Below are 18,948 nucleotides of genomic sequence, written 5' to 3' on the forward strand. Positions count from 1 at the left end.
CTTATTGAAGCCCCCCATTATTCATGCGCTCTTTGCCCTGTCTCCCGCGCTACTAGTGTCGGGGGATTTTCTCGGCCCCTGCGGTATTTGGACATTGTCTTAGCGGAACGGCTGTATTTTTCACCCATGCGAACATCGAAATGTTCGCATGACTCCTCCGCTTTACCGCCATTTGAAAGCCACTCGGTGCGGTCTTCGTGGTACTTCTTCAAGTTTTCTGAATCAAGCCCCCCACTACGACCACCTTTGATCTTGTCGCCCTTGAGCGCCATGTCTGCATTGAGAATCAAGCCTTCTGGAATATGAGGACATTGCTCGCCGACTCTTTTCGGATTCGTCGTTTGTGCGAGCGCGCCTAATGACCTGATCCACTCGACAGCCTTCGATTCCAGTACATAAAAAAGGTAAAGCACGCCGACAGCATCGAGCCCCCCGACCTGCGTAAGTAATTCAGAGTGGCGGCCGAAAGCCTCTGCTGATAGCTCTCCCTCGGAAGAAACCGTGCCCCACTTCAACCCACCAAGAAACGCATCGGAAAGCAAATTGATAGTGTCGCCTCGCCCTCTATTTTGTCGTATGCGTTCGTCGATGGCGCTGTCGATCAGTGCCAGCATTCGGTCTCGATGCTGTTCAAGCTCATCCGCATGGCATTGTTGAAGCTCAGCGCGAAGTTGTTTCAGACAGGCAAAGCCACCTTGGGGTATTCGCTCGCTCATGCCCGTTTGAACTCCACCACGTTGCCCTTGACCAAGGTGTCCAGGTGGTCGGCATACCATTGCATCATGGCCGTCCGCTGGGCCAGGTACTGAGCTTTGTTGTAGACACCGGCAATCCCGTCTTTGACGTGCGATAGCTGGGCCTCAATATGGTTTTCATCGAAGCCGTGTTCGTTGAGGATCGTGCTGGCGATATGGCGGAATCCGTGGCCGGTCTGGCGACCTTCGTAGCCAAGTCGGCGCAGGGCCATCAGGAAGACGGTATTGGAACGCGGCTTGGTGGTGTCGCTACGGCCAGGGAACAACAGCAAGTAAGAGCCAGTAAGGTTGTGCAGATCGTGCAGCAGTTCGACGGCTTGGCTCGGTAGGGGAAATACATGCTCACGACGACGCTTCATCCGTTCAGCGGGAATTGTCCAAATACCGGCGTTTAGATCAAATTCAGACCACCGGGCCTCCCGTAGCTCAGACGGTCTGCAGGCGAGCATAGACAGTAAGTGCAGACCAATACGAACGTCGGCAGCGCTCGGGTACGCTCTGATGGCTCGTAACAGTGGAGGCAGCTCGTCGATTGAAACATGGGCATAGTTCTCGGCTGGCTTGGTCAGCAGGAACTTGTGCAGTCCTTCAAGCGGGTTGTGAGTGGCGCGTCCGGTAACACGGGCCAGGTCGTAAATCTCCCGGCATATGGCACGTACTCGGCTGGTCTGTTCGACAATGCCGGTCTGTTCCATGCCGCGCAGGAACTCCATCCATTCCATTGGCAGTACGCCTTGATAGGGGCGCTTACCAAAGACTGGGAACACATGAAGTTCCAGTGCGCCTATGACCCTGGTCGCCGTCCCGGCACTCCAGCCTTTGCGCTTGTTGGCGTACCACTCGCGCGACAGATGCTCGAAAGTATTGTTGGCTGCCTCGCGATCCGCTGCCTTTTTGGCGCGCTGGGTGGCGAGCATGCTGCCATCTTTCGTTGTGCCGTCGCGTAGCTCTGCTGCTTTCTGGCGCGCCTGTTCGCCGGTCAACTGGTGGCTTCCTTTGCCATAGCCCCCCAGGCCCAGCCAGGACCATTTGCCATCAGCTTTTTTGTAACGCAGCTCCCAAGACTTCTGGCCGGTGGGCTTCACTCGCAAATAGAGCCCGGCGCCATCTAGCTCCCGGTAGGTGCTGGCCTCTGGCTCAAGGCTGGCAAGGGTGGTGTCTGCCATCGGACGGCGCTTAATTTCCGAACGCTTCATGCGTGTATGCCCCAGTTTCAAATTATTAGCGAGCATACAAGCAGGCATACACGGGGCGCAATGCTGTGTGGGTTCATATGTGAACGTCCAGACACAAGAAAGCCCGCGCGGGGCGGGCTTCTTGGGGTGTTTCCGATCATGTGGGAACATGTGGAAACTTGTATATGGTGCACCAGGCGGGATTCGAACCCACGACCACTGCCTTCGGAGGGCAGTACTCTATCCAGCTGAGCTACTGGTGCGACGCGGGCGCCATAATACTCATCTGTGTGTCGCCCGTCCATGCTGCTGATTCGTCAGGTGTTTGTTGGTGCGTTATGGGCTATTAATGTGGGCTGGGGGAAAAAGCGGTAAAAGATGGCCGCTTGTTCTTTTTTTCGAACAGGCTATTGTCCTTTACCCCCTTTGACCCTAGGATTCGTTTGAGATTTCAAACGCTCTTGTCTGAGTGCTAAACCGCACGGCTAACTCTTTGTGCGTTTTCTAGATACTTTGGCAGTGAATGACTTCCTGACGGCAGCCTTCTATGGCGCCTTTCTACTATTAATAATTCGCTCCGCGCCTGCGCGGTGCTGTTAAGGAAAGCCCACATGCAGCTCAAAGACGCACAGTTGTTCCGCCAACAAGCCTATATCGATGGTGCTTGGGTCGATGCGGACGGTGGCCAGACAATCAAGGTCAACAACCCGGCTACCGGTGAAATCATCGGTACAGTGCCAAAAATGGGCGCGGTTGAAACCCGTCGCGCCATTGAAGCCGCTGACAAAGCGTTGCCAGCCTGGCGTGCCCTGACCGCCAAAGAGCGTGCAAACAAGCTGCGTCGCTGGTTTGAGCTGTTGATCGAAAACCAGGACGACCTTGGTCGCCTGATGACCCTGGAACAAGGCAAGCCTCTGGCCGAAGCCAAGGGCGAGATCGTTTACGCCGCTTCGTTCATCGAATGGTTCGCCGAAGAAGCCAAGCGCGTCTATGGCGACGTGATCCCGGGCCATCAGCCAGACAAGCGCCTGATCGTGATCAAGCAACCGATTGGCGTGACCGCTGCAATCACCCCGTGGAACTTCCCGGCGGCCATGATCACCCGTAAAGCGGGCCCGGCTTTGGCTGCTGGCTGCACCATGGTGATCAAGCCTGCTTCGCAAACTCCGTTTTCGGCGCTGGCGCTGGTTGAACTGGCACACCGTGCCGGCATCCCTAAAGGCGTGCTGAGCGTTGTGACCGGCAGTGCGGGTGACATCGGCGGCGAGCTGACCAGTAACCCGATCGTGCGCAAGCTGTCCTTCACCGGCTCGACCGAAATCGGTCGTCAGCTGATGGCCGAATGCGCCAAGGACATCAAAAAAGTGTCGCTGGAACTGGGCGGCAACGCACCCTTCATCGTGTTTGACGACGCGGACCTGGATAAGGCCGTCGAAGGCGCGATCATTTCCAAATATCGCAACAACGGCCAGACCTGCGTTTGCGCAAACCGCCTGTACATTCAGGATTCGGTCTACGACGCTTTCGCCGAAAAATTGAAAGTGGCCGTGGCCAAGCTCAAGATCGGCAACGGTCTGGACGAAGGCACCACCACAGGTCCCCTGATCGATGACAAGGCCGTGGCCAAGGTCAAAGAACACATCGCTGACGCATTGAGCAAAGGCGCCACCCTGCTGGCCGGTGGCAACAGCATGGAAGGCAGCTTCTTCGAGCCGACCATCCTGATCAACGTGCCGAAAAACGCAGCCGTAGCGAAAGAAGAAACCTTCGGCCCGCTGGCGCCACTGTTCCGCTTCAAAGATGAAGCTGAAGTGATCGCAATGGCCAACGACACCGAGTTCGGTCTGGCATCGTACTTCTATGCCCGCGACTTGAGCCGCGTGTTCCGTGTGGCGGAAGCCCTGGAGTACGGCATGGTGGGTGTGAACACCGGCCTGATCTCCAACGAAGTCGCGCCGTTCGGCGGTATCAAGGCTTCGGGCCTGGGCCGTGAAGGGTCCAAGTACGGCATCGAAGACTACTTGGAAATCAAATATCTCTGCCTGGGCATCTAACCCGGCAGGTGGTTCGGCAGCGGGGGCACGAGAGCGATGCCTCCCCTGCGTTTCAAACTGTTAGTTCCTGTGGCCGGGAGCGCCATGCCAGTCGATCATCGAATGCTGGCATCGTTGACTCCCAGGCGCGTCAGCCTTGAACCCTGCCGTTTGAAGAGCGGCGAATGAGGACACCATGAGCAACAAGACCAACGCATCCCTGATGAAACGCCGTGAAGCCGCTGTACCGCGCGGTGTTGGCCAGATTCACCCGATCTTCGCCGAATCGGCAAAAAACGCTACCGTCACCGACGTTGAAGGCCGCGAGTTCATCGACTTCGCAGGCGGTATCGCTGTACTGAACACCGGTCACTTGCACCCGAAAATCATTGCCGCCGTGCAAGAGCAACTGACCAAGCTGACCCACACCTGCTTCCAGGTACTGGCTTACGAGCCGTACGTTGAGCTGTGCGAAAAGATCAACGCCAAGGTGCCGGGCAATTTCGACAAGAAAACCCTGTTGGTCACCACCGGCTCTGAAGCCGTTGAAAACGCCGTGAAAATCGCCCGCGCTGCCACAGGCCGTGCTGGCGTGATCGCTTTTACCGGCGCGTACCACGGTCGCACCATGATGACCCTGGGCCTGACCGGCAAAGTCGTACCGTACTCGGCAGGCATGGGCCTGATGCCAGGAGGCATCTTCCGCGCACTGTTCCCGTGCGAAATGCATGGCGTCTCGGTTGACGATTCCATCGCCAGCATCGAGCGCATCTTCAAAAACGATGCCGAGCCTAAAGACATCGCCGCTATCATCATCGAGCCGGTACAGGGCGAAGGTGGCTTCTACGTGGCGCCGAAGGCATTCATGGCCCGCCTGCGCGAGCTGTGCGACAAGCACGGCATCCTGCTGATTGCTGACGAAGTGCAAACCGGCGCTGGCCGTACTGGCACCTTCTTCGCGATGGAACAGATGGGCGTTGCTGCCGACCTGACCACCTTCGCCAAATCCATCGCTGGCGGCTTCCCGTTGGCCGGTGTATGTGGCAAGGCGGAGTATATGGATGCTATCGCTCCAGGCGGTCTGGGCGGCACCTATGCCGGTAGCCCGATTGCTTGCGCAGCTGCGCTGGCAGTGCTTGAAGTGTTTGAAGAAGAACACCTGCTGGATCGCTGCAAAGAAGTTGGCGAGCGTCTGGTCACTGGCCTCAAGGCCATTCAGGCCAAGTACCCGGTGATCGGTGACGTGCGTGCCCTGGGTGCGATGATTGCGGTCGAGCTGTTCGAAGGCGGCGATTCCCACAAGCCAAACGCGGCTGCAGTGGCGCAAGTGGTTGCCAAGGCTCGCGACAAAGGTTTGATCCTGCTGTCGTGCGGCACTTACGGCAACGTGCTGCGTGTGCTGGTTCCACTGACTTCGCCAAACGAGCAGTTGGACAAAGGCCTGGCCATCATCGAAGAGTGCTTCGCTGAACTGGCTTGAGTCCACCCTTGAGGGTGTGATCTGAGACACAAAAAAACCGCTTCGGCGGTTTTTTTGCGTTTGAACTATCTGTTTGGGTGATTTTTTCTGTAACCGCGTGCGGCCTTTGACTAAGGTGCAGGCATTGTGCGGAGAGAAAATTGGATGACGGTTGTAGATTTAAGCGCGGTGCCCACTGTATTGATTGCCGAGGCCGACCCCTGGACTCAGGACTTGCTCAAGCAGGTGGTACTGACGGTACGTTGTGATGCCCAGCTGGATGTATGTGGGGATGGTCAGCAAGCGCTCGCGCAGTTGAGCAAAAAACACTACGGACTTGTGATTGCTGATCGTGATTTGCCCGGAGTCAGCGGCCTGGATTTGTTGCGCACTGTGCGTCAGCGCCGGGCTGTTCCAGCGCAGCCTTTTATTTTGCTGAGTGCGCGCAATGACAGCGCCAGTGTGCGCGAAGCATTGCCGCTGGCGCCAACAGCCTACCTGACGACACCGCTGGACATTGCCGGCCTGACCATGCGGCTCAAGGGGCTGCTGCTCAATGCAGGGCAAGAGATTTCGTGCGAAGCACCACCGCTGGCCCCCGGCATGACCCTCAGGAAGTTTCTGGAGCAGCGCCGTGCATCTTCTGATGGTGCGCCGCTGCTGGTTGATGCGCAGTCGGCGCTCAAGAGCAGTCTCGTTCCAGAAGGACTGGACCTTGAACGGCTTGAGCAGGGCGTGGGCACTGATCCGCAAATTACCGCTGTCATGATTGCGGCGGCCAACAGCGCTGCACACCATCGCCCCAGCCCTGCCCAGACCCTTGCACAAGCGTTGCAGTCGCTGGGGGCTGCGCAAAGCATGAATCTGGTCCTTGGGCTGACCCTCAAGCGCAACCCGCAACTGACGGACCCTTGCCTGGCCGATTACGCCGAACAGCAGTGGGCTGTGTCACTGCGTACGGCGCACTATGGCCGTACGCTCGCGGGCATGCTCAATCTGGATCAGGAGCGTTGCTACTGTGCCGGGCTGTTGCATCGATTGGGCGATCTGGCCTTGTTGCGCAGTCTTGAGGAGTGGCAGCAGGCCGGTGGTGAGCTGGACACCCAGGCCATTGACGCATCACTGAGCGAATTCGGGGCCGCCTACGGCTCGGCGTTACGCACGCGCTGGCGCTTGCCGCTGGAGTTGCGCGAGTTGATAGCTGCGATTTATCACTTGGGTGGCGGGGTGTATTCGCGCGAAGCGCTGGTGATGAATCTTGCGGCGCAAGTGGCCAATCTGGAGTCAGAAGAAGGGATTGCCCAGGTGGCTGGCGGGAAGACAGCTCGCTTGTTGCGGGTGGGCATGTCGCAGCTTTCGCAGCTGATCGATAAACAGTAGTAGTGGGAGCGGGCTTGCTCGCGATTCAGGCGCCGCGGGTTGTCAGGCAAGTCGCGGTGATTGCACCGCGAGCAAGCCCGCTCCCACCTGATCGGTGGAGGCGGGCCAGTCTTTAAACCGTCGCAGGACGCAGCGAGTAGGTCTTGAGCTGGTGAGCAAATTCGCGCAGCGACTGAATCCCGCTGGCTTCTGCTTCGTGTACCCATTCCTTGATCGCGGCCAGCATGTCGTGACCATTGGTGCTGGTCTTGACCCAGATCTGTTGCAGGGCCAGGCGCTTTTCGTAAATCACTTTGAGCGAGTGGCTGTGCTCCAGCATCGTTTCGATACGCTGGTGATGACGCTCTTCAAGCAGGCTGGTCTCCCGTGAAAGCAGGCGCTTGGCGCGACGGAACTGGTGACGCACCGAGTGATCGACCTTGGCCAGCTCTTGCTGAACCAGCGGTGCAATGACCAGCTTTCGGTACTGGGCCATGATCTGGAAACGGTTGTTGAGGATCGCCATCGCGGTGTCCATGTCCAGATTGCCTTTGCCTTCCACCCGGTGGGCAATTGGCGCTACACGCTGAACTTTGGCCAGGCGCAAAAAGCTGAAGACTTTTATCCAGGCCCAGCCCAGGTCGAACTCCCACTTCTTGACCGACAGCTTGGCCGAATTGGGGTAGGTGTGATGGTTGTTGTGCAGCTCTTCGCCGCCAATGATGATGCCCCACGGCACCAGATTGGTGGCAGCGTCGCGGCATTCAAAGTTGCGATAACCCACAGCATGGCCCAGGCCGTTGACCACGCCTGCTGCCCATACCGGAATCCACATCATCTGAATGGCCCAGATGGTCAGGCCGATGGCACCGAACAGCAGCAGGTCGATGACCAGCATGATTGCCACCCCCAGCATTTTGTAACGCGAGTAAACATTTCGCTCAATCCAGTCTTCAGGGCAGTTTTTGCCGTAAATACGCAATGTTTCAGGATTTTGAGCTTCTTCGCGATACAGCTCTGCACCTTTTCGCAAAACGGTCGATAACCCTTTGATAACCGGGCTGTGCGGGTCATCGACGGTTTCGCATTTGGCGTGGTGTTTGCGGTGGATGGCTGTCCACTCACGTGTGTTCTGCGCCGTGGTCAGCCACAGCCAGAAGCGGAAAAAGTGTTTCAGGCCACCGTTAAGCTCCAGCGAGCGATGGGCTGAGTAGCGGTGTAGATAAACCGTGACACCGATAATGGTCACGTGGGTCATCAACAGAGTGACTGCCACCAGTTGCCAGGCCGACAAGTCGAGAAAACCGTTGTACCACATAGGCTGTTTGGCCCTCGGGAAGATGAAAAAAACTGCAACACGCATTATCACCATGCAGCCAGATAAAACCAGTCGCCCTTTCAGATAAGAGTGGCTGGATGTTTCTTACACTATAATTCCCATTTTTTTGTAGGTGCTTTAACTTTCTTATGTCTGTTTCCTCCCGAGATGCCTTGCGTACGGCCTTGTTATACGGGCTGCTATCGGTTTTCTGGCTGTTGACAACTGATCATTTATTGAACAGTTATTTCGATGATTCAGCGCAGCTGGCGCATTGGCAGCTGATAAACGGTTATGTTTTTGCCTTTTTCAGTGCCGTACTGATTTTCTTCGCCCGGGCTCGCCTGTTCGGTTTTTTGGGCATGAGCCCCGGCTTGAAGCGTCAGCGTCAGGACCAGGAGCGCTTGCGCCAGGCGGCCGTGGTCTTTGATTGCACGCGCGAAGGGGTGCTGGTCACCGATAGTCGCGGTGTAATTGTGCATGTGAACCGAGCGTTGGTTGAGATCACCGGTTACTCGGCCGAAGAGGTGCTGGGCCATCGACCGAACATGTTCAAGTCGGGTCGCCATGGTCCTGCGTTCTATGAGGCGATCTTCAAGTCGATAGACGAAAGCGGTGACTGGCACGGAGAGATCTGGAACCGGCGTAAAAGTGGCGAGATTTACCCGCAATGGCAGACAGTCCGCTCGATTACCGACGACAAGGGGCAGGTCACTCACTATGTCGCGGTTTTTTCAGATATTTCCGCGATCAAGAACTCCCAGAGCGAACTGGCACGACTTGTTCATCACGATCCGCTGACTGACTTGCCCAATCGACTGTTGTTTACTGACCGTACCGAGCAGGCTCTGGCTTCTGCGCAGCGCCATCAGACGGGCTGTGCGCTGCTGATGGTCGACCTCGACCACTTCAAGATCATCAACGACAGCCTGGGCCATAACGTCGGTGATCTTTTGCTCAAGGCAGTCGCGGACCGTTTGCAGAGGGTATTTGGCAAAGGCTTTACCGTGGCTCGACTCGGTGGCGATGAGTTTGCCGTGCTGGTCGATAATTGCCCGCAAGTGGCCCATGCCGCCAATGCTGCGCAACAGGTGCTGGAGGTCATGAAAGGCGCCTTCGATGTCGATAAACATCAGCTGTTTATCAGCGCCAGTATCGGTATCAGCGTATTCCCCAAAGACGCATTGAATGCCGAGCAATTGCTGCGCAATGCCGACTCGGCCCTGTTCAAGGCCAAAAGCATAGGGCGTGAAGGCTATGCCTTGTACACCGAAGAGCTGACAGCCCATGCGCAGTACCGTATTGAGGTGGCCGGGGATTTGCGCCGTGCCCTGGAGCAGCACGAGCTGCGCGTGTATTACCAGCCTGTGCACGATCTGCAAACCAGTCGCCTGATTGGTGTTGAGGCGCTGGTGCGCTGGGAACATCCACTGCGGGGGCTGTTGTCGCCGGGAGAGTTTATTCCGATCGCCGAGCGCACCGGATTGATTGCAGAAATTGACGCCTGGGTGCTGGAGCAGGCCTGTTGGCAGATGGTTCAGTGGCAAGCGGCTGGCCTGAAATTGTCATTTGTGGCGGTGAACATTTCCAGCCGGTTATTTGCTCGACCTGAGCTGTACACGCTGGTTTCAACGGTGCTGGCAGACACGGGGCTGGACCCTGCATTGCTGGAGCTGGAAGTGACCGAAAGTGCGGTGATGGATAACTCTCAAGTCGCACTGGAACAGATGCATCGTCTGCGAGCGCTGGGTTTGCGCCTGGCCATCGATGATTTTGGCACCGGTTTTTCATCGTTGCTGCGACTCAAGCGGTTGCCTGTGCAGAAACTGAAAATTGATCAGGGATTTGTCGCCGGGTTGCCCGGGGACAATGACGATGTGGCGATCGTGCGTGCCGTCATTGCGCTGGGTCAAAGCATGGGCTTGCAGGTGCACGCCGAGGGGATCGAGCAGGTCGAGCAGGCGCGGTTCCTGCTCGACCTCAACTGCAACCTGGGTCAGGGCTACTGGTTCGGGCGCCCGATGCCGGCCACGGAACTGGACTGGCAGCGAGCCCCCGCCATTCGCGGCTGAGCCGGGGTTCAGTTTTTTTCTGGCGGCAACGTCGGCAGTGCGCGCAGGGCTGTTTCGTACCACTCGGTGTTGAAGGCGCGGTCTTCTTCGAGGATCGCGTCAATCTCCACGGCCAGCACGTGGGCCATCATCTGCAGAATGTCTTCACGCTCGTAGCCGACCAGCGTCAGTTTGTTGAACGTGGCTTTTGCTGCAGGCGGGTTGTCGCTTTCAATCTGGTTTTCAATGGCCTGAATCAACGTGGACTCGGCGAACTCTTCTTCTTCGTTATCGATATCAACTGGCTCGCTCATGGCAGGCTCCTTAAGTAAAGATGGCCAGTCTAACGGTATTCAGCCGGGTGATGCTGCTAGCCAGTCCAGTAACGAAGCTCTATAACAGCAGCAGCCAACCCCTACACGGCCTGGAGGCTTTGTGATGCTCAAGCTTTATGGATTCGCAGTCAGCAACTACTACAACATGGTCAAACTGGCGCTGCTGGAGAAGGGTGTGCCGTTTGAGGAAGTGCCGTTTTTCGCGGGTCAAACCCCTGAGGCACTGGCTATCAGCCCCCGTGGCAAAGTCCCGGTGCTGGGGGTTGAGCAAGGTTACGTCAATGAAACCAGTGTGATCCTCGAGTACATCGAACAGACCCAGCCAGGCCCTAAACTGTTGCCGGTTGATCCGTTTGAGCGCGCTCAAGTGCTGGCGCTGGCCAAGGAAATCGAGCTGTACATCGAGCTGCCTGCACGTGCGTGTTACCCCGAAGCATTCTTTGGCATGAAAGTGCCGGAAGCGATCAAGGAAAAAGCGCGCATCGAGCTCTTGGAAGGGATGGCTTCATTGAGGCGTCATGGCAAGTTCGCCCCCTATGTGGCGGGCGACACCCTGACTGTTGCGGATATTTACTTCGCTTGCAGCGTCAATCTGGCCTGCGCCGTTGGGCACAAGGTGTTTGGCCTGGACCTGCTGGCTGACATGCCGGGCGCCAAAGCGTTGCTGGAGCGGCTGGAGCAAAACCCGCACGTGCAAAAAATTGGCGCAGACAAAGAAGCCGCCATGCCGCAGTTTCTGGCCTGGATCAGTAGCAAGAAATAACGCGGGTACTGGCGCTGAATAAAAAACGGGCACCCGAAGGTGCCCGTTTTTTTGTATTGCTCAGAAGTTAGCGGGTAGCCAACAACGCCTTGCCACGAACAACAGCTGCTTTCACTTGCGCCGGCGCGGTGCCGCCGATGTGATCGCGGGCATTGACCGAACCTTCCAGCGTGAGCACGGCAAACACGTCGTCTTCGATCTGATCGCTGAACTGGCGCAGTTCTTCGAGGCTCATTTCTGCCAGATCCTTGCCCGTCTCGACGCCGTATTTAACGGCATGGCCGACGATTTCGTGGCAGTCACGGAACGGCAGGCCACGGCGAACCAGGTAGTCGGCCAGGTCGGTAGCGGTCGAGAACCCGCGCAATGCCGCTTCACGCATGATTGCGTGCTTGGGCTTGATCGCCGGGATCATGTCGGCAAAGGCGCGCAACGAGTCGCGCAAGGTGTCGGCTGCGTCGAACAGCGGCTCCTTGTCTTCCTGGTTGTCCTTGTTGTAGGCCAGCGGCTGGCCCTTCATCAGGGTCAACAGGCCCATCAGTGCACCGAATACACGGCCACTTTTGCCACGTACCAGCTCTGGCACGTCGGGGTTTTTCTTTTGCGGCATGATCGAACTGCCGGTGCAGAAACGGTCCGGCAGATCGATGAACTGGAACTGTGCGCTGGTCCAGAGCACCAGCTCTTCGGAGAAGCGCGACAGGTGCATCATCGCAATACTGGCCGCGGCGCAGAATTCGATGGCGAAGTCGCGATCGGAGACGTTGTCCAGCGAGTTGCCGCCAACAGCGTCAAAGCTCAGCAATTGAGCCGTGAATTCGCGGTCGATCGGGTAGGTGGTGCCCGCCAGTGCGGCGCTGCCCAGAGGCATGCGGTTGGTGCGTTTGCGGCAGTCGACAAGACGCTCGTAGTCGCGGCTGAGCATCTCGAACCACGCCAGCATGTGGTGACCGAATGTCACGGGCTGTGCGGTCTGCAGGTGCGTAAAGCCGGGCATGATGGTTTCGGCTTCGCGCTCTGCCTGCTCCAGCAGGCCTTTTTGCAGGCGAGTAATTTCGGCCAGGATCACGTCGATTTCATCACGCAACCACAGTCGAATATCGGTAGCTACCTGGTCGTTACGGCTGCGACCGGTGTGCAGCTTTTTGCCGGTTACGCCGATGCGATCGGTCAGGCGCGCCTCGATGTTCATGTGCACATCTTCCAGATCGATGCGCCAGTCAAACGTGCCGGCTTCGATTTCGCTCTGGATGGACTTGAGGCCATCGATGATGCTGTCGCGCTCGGCATCGGTCAGCACGCCGACCTTGGCCAGCATGGTGGCGTGAGCCACGGAGCCCATGATGTCGTGGCGATAAAGGCGCTGGTCGAAAGTGACGGAGGCGGTGAAACGCGCAACGAAGGCGTCGACGGGTTCACTGAAGCGGCCGCCCCAGGACTGATTGGTCTTGTCGGTGCTCATGGATTCGCTCGTAATCGGCTGAGGGGGAGTTACACAAAAAGTTACCGCGGATCATAACAGGGTTGCCAATCAAGGCGTTGACGCAGGTCGGCAGGTTTTTGTGTGAAGTGCGGTATAAACAAAAATCCGAAACGAAATGTATCGTTTGAATACTTTCGTCTTGGCAACCGTCTACAGTTGGTCGTATGGATCAGTCATTGCAGGTCTTTGTAGATTGCCAGACGTATCCGGTATTAAATCGAGCAACCGAGACAGGTGAATTTTGCTGCGAGGTTTGCGGCACTTTTTGGCCTTCGCGCTAGTCTTAGCGTGGATCGCCGTGACAGTCGTCACTTCACCTGTCTACGCTATCCTTGTGCGAGACTCACGCAGGAATACAGCGCTATATGAATGTCCTGATCGTTGATGACGAAACCCTGGCCCGCGAGCATTTGAGCCACTTGCTCAGCACGCTTGGGGGTTACACGTTGCTGGAGCCTGGCGCCACAAATGGCGAAGAGGCACTCACCCTGATCGAAAACCTGAAACCGGATGTCGTTTTACTGGATATCCGCTTGCCGGGCCTGGACGGGTTGCAGGTTGCAGCCAAATTATGCGAACGCGAGCTACCGCCTTCGGTGGTGTTTTGCGTGGCGCCGGACGAATTCTCCGTGCAGGCCCTGCAGGACAGCGGCGTCAGCTATGTAATCAAGCCGGTCACTGCTCAGGACTTGAGCGCCGCCTTGAAAGAGGCTCACCGGCCCAATCGCATCCAGCTGGCCGCGCTCACCCGGCCTGCCGCGCAAACCGGCAGTGGTCCGCGCAGTCATATCAGTGCCAGAACCCGAAAAGGCATTGAACTGATCCCCATCGACCAAGTGATCTATTTTATAGCCGACCATAAGTACGTGACCTTGCGTCACGCTGGCGGTGAAGTGCTCCTCGATGAGCCACTCAAGGCGCTCGAAGACGAGTTTGGTGAACGCTTTGTGCGAATTCACCGTAATGCACTGGTGGCGCGGGATCGGATCGAACGTTTGCAGCGCACGCCGCTGGGGCACTTCCAGCTGTTCCTTAGAGGGCTTAACGGCGATGCACTGATCGTGAGCCGACGGCATGTGGCGGGTGTACGCAAAATGATGCAGCAGCTGTAGTTCGCGCTGAAAAAGGCGCTGGTGCGCCGTTTTTGGGCCAGGGAGGCCGAGGACTTTCTGATACAAGTCAAAGCTGTTTTGGCTGAGCTGTTATTATCAGCCGTATCTTTTCAGTACGGATTGATCCATGTCCTCTCGCGAAATCCGCATCGCTACCCGTAAAAGCGCCCTGGCTCTGTGGCAGGCCGAATACGTTAAAGCCCGTTTAGAGCAGGCTCACCCCGGTATTTTGGTGACGCTGGTGCCCATGGTCAGCCGTGGTGACAAGCTGCTGGACTCGCCGCTGTCGAAAATCGGCGGCAAGGGGCTTTTCGTCAAGGAACTCGAAACGGCTCTGCTCGAGAATGAAGCCGACATCGCCGTGCATTCCATGAAAGACGTGCCGATGGACTTCCCGGAAGGTCTGGGCCTGTTCTGCATTTGCGAGCGTGAAGACCCGCGTGATGCCTTCGTCTCCAACACCTTCGCCAGCCTTGATGACTTGCCGCATGGCAGCGTTGTCGGCACGTCCAGCCTGCGTCGTCAGGCCCAGTTGCTGACTCGCCGTCCGGATCTTGAGATCCGCTTTCTGCGGGGCAACGTCAACACCCGCCTGGCCAAACTCGATGCCGGCGAGTACGACGCGATCATCCTGGCGGCTGCCGGCCTGATCCGCCTCGGCTTTGAAGACCGCATCACCTCGGCCATCAGCATCGATGACAGCCTGCCAGCGGGCGGCCAAGGCGCAGTGGGCATCGAGTGCCGCAGCGCAGATACTCAAATCCATGCCTTGCTGTCGCCTTTGCATCATGCCGATACCGCCGTGCGCGTTACTGCAGAACGTGCTCTGAACAAACACCTCAATGGTGGCTGCCAGGTCCCGATCGCATGCTATGCGGTGCTCGAAGGCGAGCAAATCTGGCTGCGCGGACTGGTCGGTGAACCCAGCGGTGGCGTGCTGCTGAGCGCTGATGCCCGGGCACCGCGTGAGGCGGCTACCGAGCTGGGCGTGCAGGTGGCCGAGGCGCTGCTGGCCCAGGGCGCCGGGGATATCCTCAAAGCCGTCTATGGTGAGGCAGGTCACGAGTGACAGGCTGGCGCTTGTTGCTGACCCGGCCAGCCGAGGAGTCGGCAGCCCTGGCCCATGAGTTGGCGGCTGCCGGGATTTTCAGCACCAGCCTGCCACTTCTGGCGATCAGGCCATTGGCCCTGACTGATGTGCAGCGGGCGCTGATTGCGAGTCTTGACCGTTATTGCGCGGTGATTGTGGTCAGCAAGCCTGCGGCGCGTCTGGGGCTTGAGCTGGTCAATCAATACTGGCCGCAAGCGCCCCGGCAGAAGTGGTTCAGCGTTGGCGCCGCCACCGCGCAGATTCTCGCCGACTACGGCCTTGATGTTAGCTACCCTCAATGCGGGGATGACAGCGAAGCTCTGCTGGCGATACCTGAGTTCGAAGCGGCGGTGGGATGTGATCAGCCCAGGGTTTTGATCCTGCGCGGGGAGGGCGGTCGCGAGATGTTGGCGGACCGGATGCGTAGCCTTGGAGTGCAGGTCGACTATCTTGAACTCTATCGTCGCGAACTGCCGTCGTACCCGCCTGCGACCCTGTATCAGCGAGTTAAAGTGGAACGCCTGAACGCGCTGGTGGTCAGCAGTGGGCAGGGTTTTGAACATTTACGCCAATTGGCAGGCGACACCTGGCCGCAGCTTGGATGTCTGCCATTGTTTGTTCCAAGCCCTCGGGTAGCTGAGATGGCACGCAGCGCCGGGGCGCAAAACGTTGTGGATTGTCGTGGCGCGAGTGCCACGGCTTTGCTGGCGGCGCTGCGGGAACATCCCGCACCTGCTTTTTAATGCAAAGGATGGATTCGTGAGCGAAACAGTCTTGTCCAAAGAACACGTACAGTCGGCGCCAGACGCGCCGACTAAAAATGCTGACCCTGCGCCGCAGGGACGAGGCAATGGTCTGGCCGTTTTCGCCCTGTTGCTGGGCGCAGCCGGCATTGCCGTCGGCGGCTGGGGGGTGTGGCAGGTACGACAGCTGCAAGCCACCACCGAACAGCAACTGAGCGACGTGCCAGCCTTGGCCGCGCAAACGCTGTCGATCAAGCAGGGCGAGCAGCAACTGCTGACGCGCGTCAACCAATTACCCTCCGCGGGTGAGCTGGATAATCAGCGTCAATTGGTCGTGCAGCTGCAAGGCGATCAGCAGCGCCTGAACCAGCGCCTCGAAACCGTATTGGGTGAAAGCCGCAAAGACTGGCGTCTGGCCGAGGCCGAGCACTTGCTGCGGCTAGCCACCTTGCGCTTGTCGGCACTGCAGGACATCACCAGCGCCCAGGCGCTGGTGCAAGGAGCGGACGCCATTTTACGCGAGCAAAATGATCCGGGCTCTTTCGCTGCCCGCGAGCAACTTGCAAAAAGCCTGGCGGCACTGCGCAGCATTGAACAGCCGGATCGCACTGGCCTGTTTTTGCAGTTGGCGGCCTTGCATGACCAGGTCGCGCAGCTCAGCGCCCTGGCTCCTGCCTATCAGAATCAAGGTGATTCGCTGGCGAGTCTGACGGCAGATGGCGATGGCGCGAGCCGTTGGGCGCAGTGGTGGGATGAGATCTCGCATTACATTCGTATCGACTTCAATGCCGACAAAAACGTGCGCCCGCTGTTGGCAGGTCAAAGCCTGACGCAAGTTCGTCTGGCCTTGAGCCTTGCGCTGGAGCAAGCCCAGTGGGCGGCCCTCAATGGTCAGGAGTCGGTGTACACCCAGGCCTTGGCGCAGGCGCAAGAAGTCCTCAAAGGCAACTTCAACCCGGATAACCCGCAGAGTAAAAAAATTCTTGAGCAGGTGGTCGAGCTCTCCAAGCAGCCGGTCACGGTGAAAACCCCGGACCTCGCGGCCACCCTGAGTGCGGTGCAGGCTTATCTGGAGCGCCGGCATGTCCGTGCCGACGAGCCGGGTAAAGCGGCTGCCAGCCCGGCGCAGGAGACACTTCCATGAAGCGTTTCTACGTGATTGTGTTTTTGTTGATTGCAGCTGCGGCCTGCATCGGCCTGGCAATCGCTGAGGACGCGGGCTATGTGCTGATCGCCTATAAAAACTTCCGCTACGAATCCAGCGTATGGGCAACGCTCGCTCTGTTGGCAGTCCTGTGGTTGCTGGTCTGGGGGATCAAGCTGCTGGTGGAGCTGGTTACGGCTTCTACCGGGTTGGTGAACCCGTGGTCGCGGCGCAATCGCAGCCGTCGGGTTCAGATCGCCATCGAGCAAGGCCAGATGGACCTTGCCGAAGGTCGCTGGGCCAGTGCGCAAAAGCATCTGGCGCGAGCCGCTGAAGCCGAACCGCAACCGTTGCTCTACTACCTGGGTGCCGCACGCGCAGCCAACGAGCAGGGGCATTACGAAGAAAGCGACAACCTGCTTGAGCGCGCACTGGAGCGTCAGCCCCAAGCCGAGCTGGCCATTGCCTTGAGCCATGCCCAGCTGCAGGTGGACCGCGCCGATACGGATGGTGCGCTGGTGACCTTGCAAGCCATGCACGAGCGTCATCCGCATAACGTCCAGGTGCTACGCCAGTTGCAGCGTCTGCACCAGCAGCGTGGAGACTGGGCGGCGTTGATTCGCTTGCTGCCAGAGTTGCGCAAGGACAAGGTGTTGCCAGTCAAGGAGCTTGCCGAGCTTGAGCGTCGGGCCTGGGGACAAAATCTTAGCCTGGCGGCCCAGCGCGAGACTGAAGGCGAGGCAGGGCTGCAATCGCTGCAGCGCTCCTGGCAACAACTCACTTCGGCTCAACGCCAGGAGCCTGCGCTGGTTCTGGCCTACGCCGAGCAGTTGCGCCAGTTGGGCGCGCAAGCCGAAGCTGAGGAAGTGTTGCGCGGGGCGCTCAAACGCAACTATGACAGCCATCTGGTGCGCCTCTATGGCCTGCTGCGCGGCAGCGACCCGGTCAAGCAGTTGCAGGTCGCCGAAGGATGGTTGAAAACCCACCCGGGGGATGCCAGCCTGCTCTTGACCCTGGGTCGCTTGTGTCTGCAAAACAGCTTGTGGGGCAAGGCCCGCGACTATCTCGAAAGCAGTCTGAAGGTTGAGCGCAACCCTGAAACCTGTGCAGAGCTGGCCCGACTGCTGGCTCAGTTGGGGGATACAACGCGCAGTAATCAACTCTTTCAGGAAGGGTTGAATCTGCTGGATGAACGCTTGCTGGCCTCTCCTTTGCCAGCGACGGCCACGACTCTCTGAAAAAGGCAGTCTGGCTGCGTTTCGGCGCACGCCAGACTGGCCGAAGTAGAATGTGGGCGCTGTGCGAGTCGGTATTTCCTACGTTACTTACACTCTAAGCCTTCAGCTCTTGTTGGTAATTCCCAACTTTCTTCAAGAAGTATCCGCTCAGGCCCATCTTGAAAGGGCCAATGGCTTTCATCTACCGTAACCAACTGTCTCATTTGTTACGGAAAAGCCATGTTTTTGGCAGGCTCACGTTTAATTTTCTTTTTGGCCTTTCTCATCGGCGCCTTGGTGATGGGTGCAACTCTGTATCTGGAGTATGGCCCCGGGCTAAAGCCCTGTTCGTTATGTCAGGTTCAACGATTTTTCCTGCTGGGATTCTGTCTCGTCAACCTGTTGGCTTTTGTGCACGGCCCACGGCGTTTGGGTCTGTGGTGTTATTCCATTGCCTCCACATTGCTGGCGCTTGGAGGCGCTGCGAGTGCCTTGAGGCAGGTCAGGCTGCAAGTGTTGGCGCCTGAACAGTTGATGTTCTGTCAGCCGGATCTGACCTGTGCCTGGCACAGCATGTCGCCCGGCGAATTTTTTTCGATGATCTATCGGGGCAGCGATGACTGCACTCATATTCACTGGACCATATTTGATTTGAGCGTTCCCGAGTTAAGCCTGCTGGCCTTTATCGGTCTGCTCGTGGTGAGTATTTTCCAGATTACGCGCTCAATGCGCGCTGGCAAATTACGCCGTGGCTGCGACGTAACGTAGCAGTCAGGATTAAACGCTTGTATGAATTTTCTCTCATACGTACCTTGAAGCAGTTGCCGTGCGGGCATAATCTGGCCCGCACGTATTACTGGAGTTATGCCGCCCAATGCCGGTGCAATCGCGCAGGTTTTGGTTCACACAGG

General features: G+C 57.9%; 16 protein-coding genes, 1 tRNA gene and 1 pseudogene. 12 read left to right on the plus strand and 6 right to left on the minus strand.

Translation table 11 applies throughout. The annotated features are described in order from the left end of the window. Positions 1–17 precede the first annotated feature (17 nt). From AC19YQ_RS08165 to AC19YQ_RS08175, 3 genes are all read right to left on the minus strand, one after another. Positions 18–716 carry a hypothetical protein gene (locus tag AC19YQ_RS08165; protein ID WP_500594904.1) on the minus strand — a complete coding sequence of 233 codons (699 nt, stop codon included), beginning with the start codon at positions 714–716 and terminating at the stop codon, positions 18–20. Continuing rightward, positions 713–1,951: a tyrosine-type recombinase/integrase gene (locus tag AC19YQ_RS08170; protein ID WP_397463614.1), complete on the minus strand. Its 1,239-nt coding sequence runs from the start codon at positions 1,949–1,951 to the stop codon at positions 713–715. Before AC19YQ_RS08170 ends, AC19YQ_RS08165 begins: the two co-directional genes overlap by 4 nt. A 165-nt stretch (positions 1,952–2,116) precedes the next feature. Continuing rightward, a tRNA-Arg gene (locus AC19YQ_RS08175) sits at positions 2,117–2,193 on the minus strand. A 348-nt stretch (positions 2,194–2,541) separates the two neighbouring features. Here AC19YQ_RS08175 and gabD point away from each other — a divergent pair. From gabD to AC19YQ_RS08190, 3 genes are all read left to right on the plus strand, one after another. Then, on the plus strand, positions 2,542–3,984 hold the full coding sequence (gene gabD / locus AC19YQ_RS08180) for an NADP-dependent succinate-semialdehyde dehydrogenase (RefSeq protein ID WP_133079303.1): 1,443 nt from the start codon (positions 2,542–2,544) through the stop codon (positions 3,982–3,984). Between the two features lie 175 nt (positions 3,985–4,159). Next, positions 4,160–5,443, plus strand: coding sequence for a 4-aminobutyrate--2-oxoglutarate transaminase (gene gabT, locus AC19YQ_RS08185; RefSeq protein ID WP_133079302.1), 1,284 nt, complete (start codon positions 4,160–4,162; stop codon positions 5,441–5,443). Positions 5,444–5,587: 144 nt separating this feature from the next. Then, positions 5,588–6,802, plus strand: coding sequence for an HDOD domain-containing protein (locus AC19YQ_RS08190; protein ID WP_500594905.1), 1,215 nt, complete (start codon positions 5,588–5,590; stop codon positions 6,800–6,802). A gap of 112 nt (positions 6,803–6,914) precedes the next feature. Here AC19YQ_RS08190 and desA read toward each other — a convergent pair whose 3' ends face one another. Further along, on the minus strand, positions 6,915–8,099 hold the full coding sequence (gene desA, locus AC19YQ_RS08195; RefSeq protein ID WP_326398953.1) for a delta-9 fatty acid desaturase DesA: 1,185 nt from the start codon (positions 8,097–8,099) through the stop codon (positions 6,915–6,917). 149 nt (positions 8,100–8,248) lie between these two features. On the opposite strand from desA, the gene dibA reads away from it, so the two are divergent. After that, complete coding sequence (gene dibA / locus AC19YQ_RS08200; RefSeq protein WP_500594906.1) at positions 8,249–10,171, plus strand: phosphodiesterase DibA; 1,923 nt, start codon at positions 8,249–8,251, stop codon at positions 10,169–10,171. 8 nt (positions 10,172–10,179) lie between these two features. Here the strand turns inward: dibA and AC19YQ_RS08205 are convergent, their stop codons facing one another. Continuing rightward, a complete protein-coding gene (locus AC19YQ_RS08205) occupies positions 10,180–10,464 on the minus strand; it encodes a hypothetical protein (RefSeq protein ID WP_019824424.1) in 285 nt (94 codons plus the stop codon). A 124-nt stretch (positions 10,465–10,588) separates the two neighbouring features. Between AC19YQ_RS08205 and AC19YQ_RS08210 the strand changes: the two genes are divergently transcribed. Then, positions 10,589–11,248 (plus strand): glutathione S-transferase family protein, encoded by a 660-nt coding sequence (locus AC19YQ_RS08210; protein WP_500594907.1) that lies wholly within the window; start codon positions 10,589–10,591, stop codon positions 11,246–11,248. 67 nt (positions 11,249–11,315) lie between these two features. On the opposite strand, the gene argH is transcribed toward AC19YQ_RS08210, so the two are convergent. Beyond that, positions 11,316–12,710 carry an argininosuccinate lyase gene (gene argH / locus AC19YQ_RS08215; RefSeq protein ID WP_133079297.1) on the minus strand — a complete coding sequence of 465 codons (1,395 nt, stop codon included), beginning with the start codon at positions 12,708–12,710 and terminating at the stop codon, positions 11,316–11,318. Between the two features lie 258 nt (positions 12,711–12,968). Here argH and AC19YQ_RS08220 point away from each other — a divergent pair. From AC19YQ_RS08220 to AC19YQ_RS08250, 7 genes and pseudogenes are all read left to right on the plus strand, one after another. Further along, positions 12,969–13,100: pseudogene (locus AC19YQ_RS08220) on the plus strand (sensor histidine kinase); the annotation flags it as partial. After that, positions 13,097–13,843 carry a LytR/AlgR family response regulator transcription factor gene (locus AC19YQ_RS08225; protein ID WP_133079296.1) on the plus strand — a complete coding sequence of 249 codons (747 nt, stop codon included), beginning with the start codon at positions 13,097–13,099 and terminating at the stop codon, positions 13,841–13,843. The pseudogene AC19YQ_RS08220 and the gene AC19YQ_RS08225, both read left to right, overlap by 4 nt. A gap of 127 nt (positions 13,844–13,970) precedes the next feature. After that, on the plus strand, positions 13,971–14,912 hold the full coding sequence (gene hemC / locus AC19YQ_RS08230; protein ID WP_133079295.1) for a hydroxymethylbilane synthase: 942 nt from the start codon (positions 13,971–13,973) through the stop codon (positions 14,910–14,912). After that, positions 14,909–15,676: a uroporphyrinogen-III synthase gene (locus tag AC19YQ_RS08235; RefSeq protein WP_500594908.1), complete on the plus strand. Its 768-nt coding sequence runs from the start codon at positions 14,909–14,911 to the stop codon at positions 15,674–15,676. The genes hemC and AC19YQ_RS08235 overlap by 4 nt, the downstream gene beginning before the upstream one ends. Before the next feature lie 16 nt (positions 15,677–15,692). Then, positions 15,693–16,820, plus strand: a complete 1,128-nt coding sequence (locus AC19YQ_RS08240) for a uroporphyrinogen-III C-methyltransferase (RefSeq protein ID WP_500594909.1) — start codon at positions 15,693–15,695, stop codon at positions 16,818–16,820. Beyond that, the gene (locus tag AC19YQ_RS08245; RefSeq protein WP_500594910.1) at positions 16,817–18,058 is read left to right on the plus strand and encodes a heme biosynthesis protein HemY; all 1,242 of its coding nucleotides are present in this window, start codon (positions 16,817–16,819) and stop codon (positions 18,056–18,058) included. The genes AC19YQ_RS08240 and AC19YQ_RS08245 overlap by 4 nt, the downstream gene beginning before the upstream one ends. Before the next feature lie 219 nt (positions 18,059–18,277). Continuing rightward, complete coding sequence (locus AC19YQ_RS08250) at positions 18,278–18,805, plus strand: disulfide bond formation protein B (RefSeq protein WP_339477004.1); 528 nt, start codon at positions 18,278–18,280, stop codon at positions 18,803–18,805. Positions 18,806–18,948: the final 143 nt, after the last annotated feature.

Source organism: Pseudomonas sp. MF06569 (assembly GCF_059862735.1).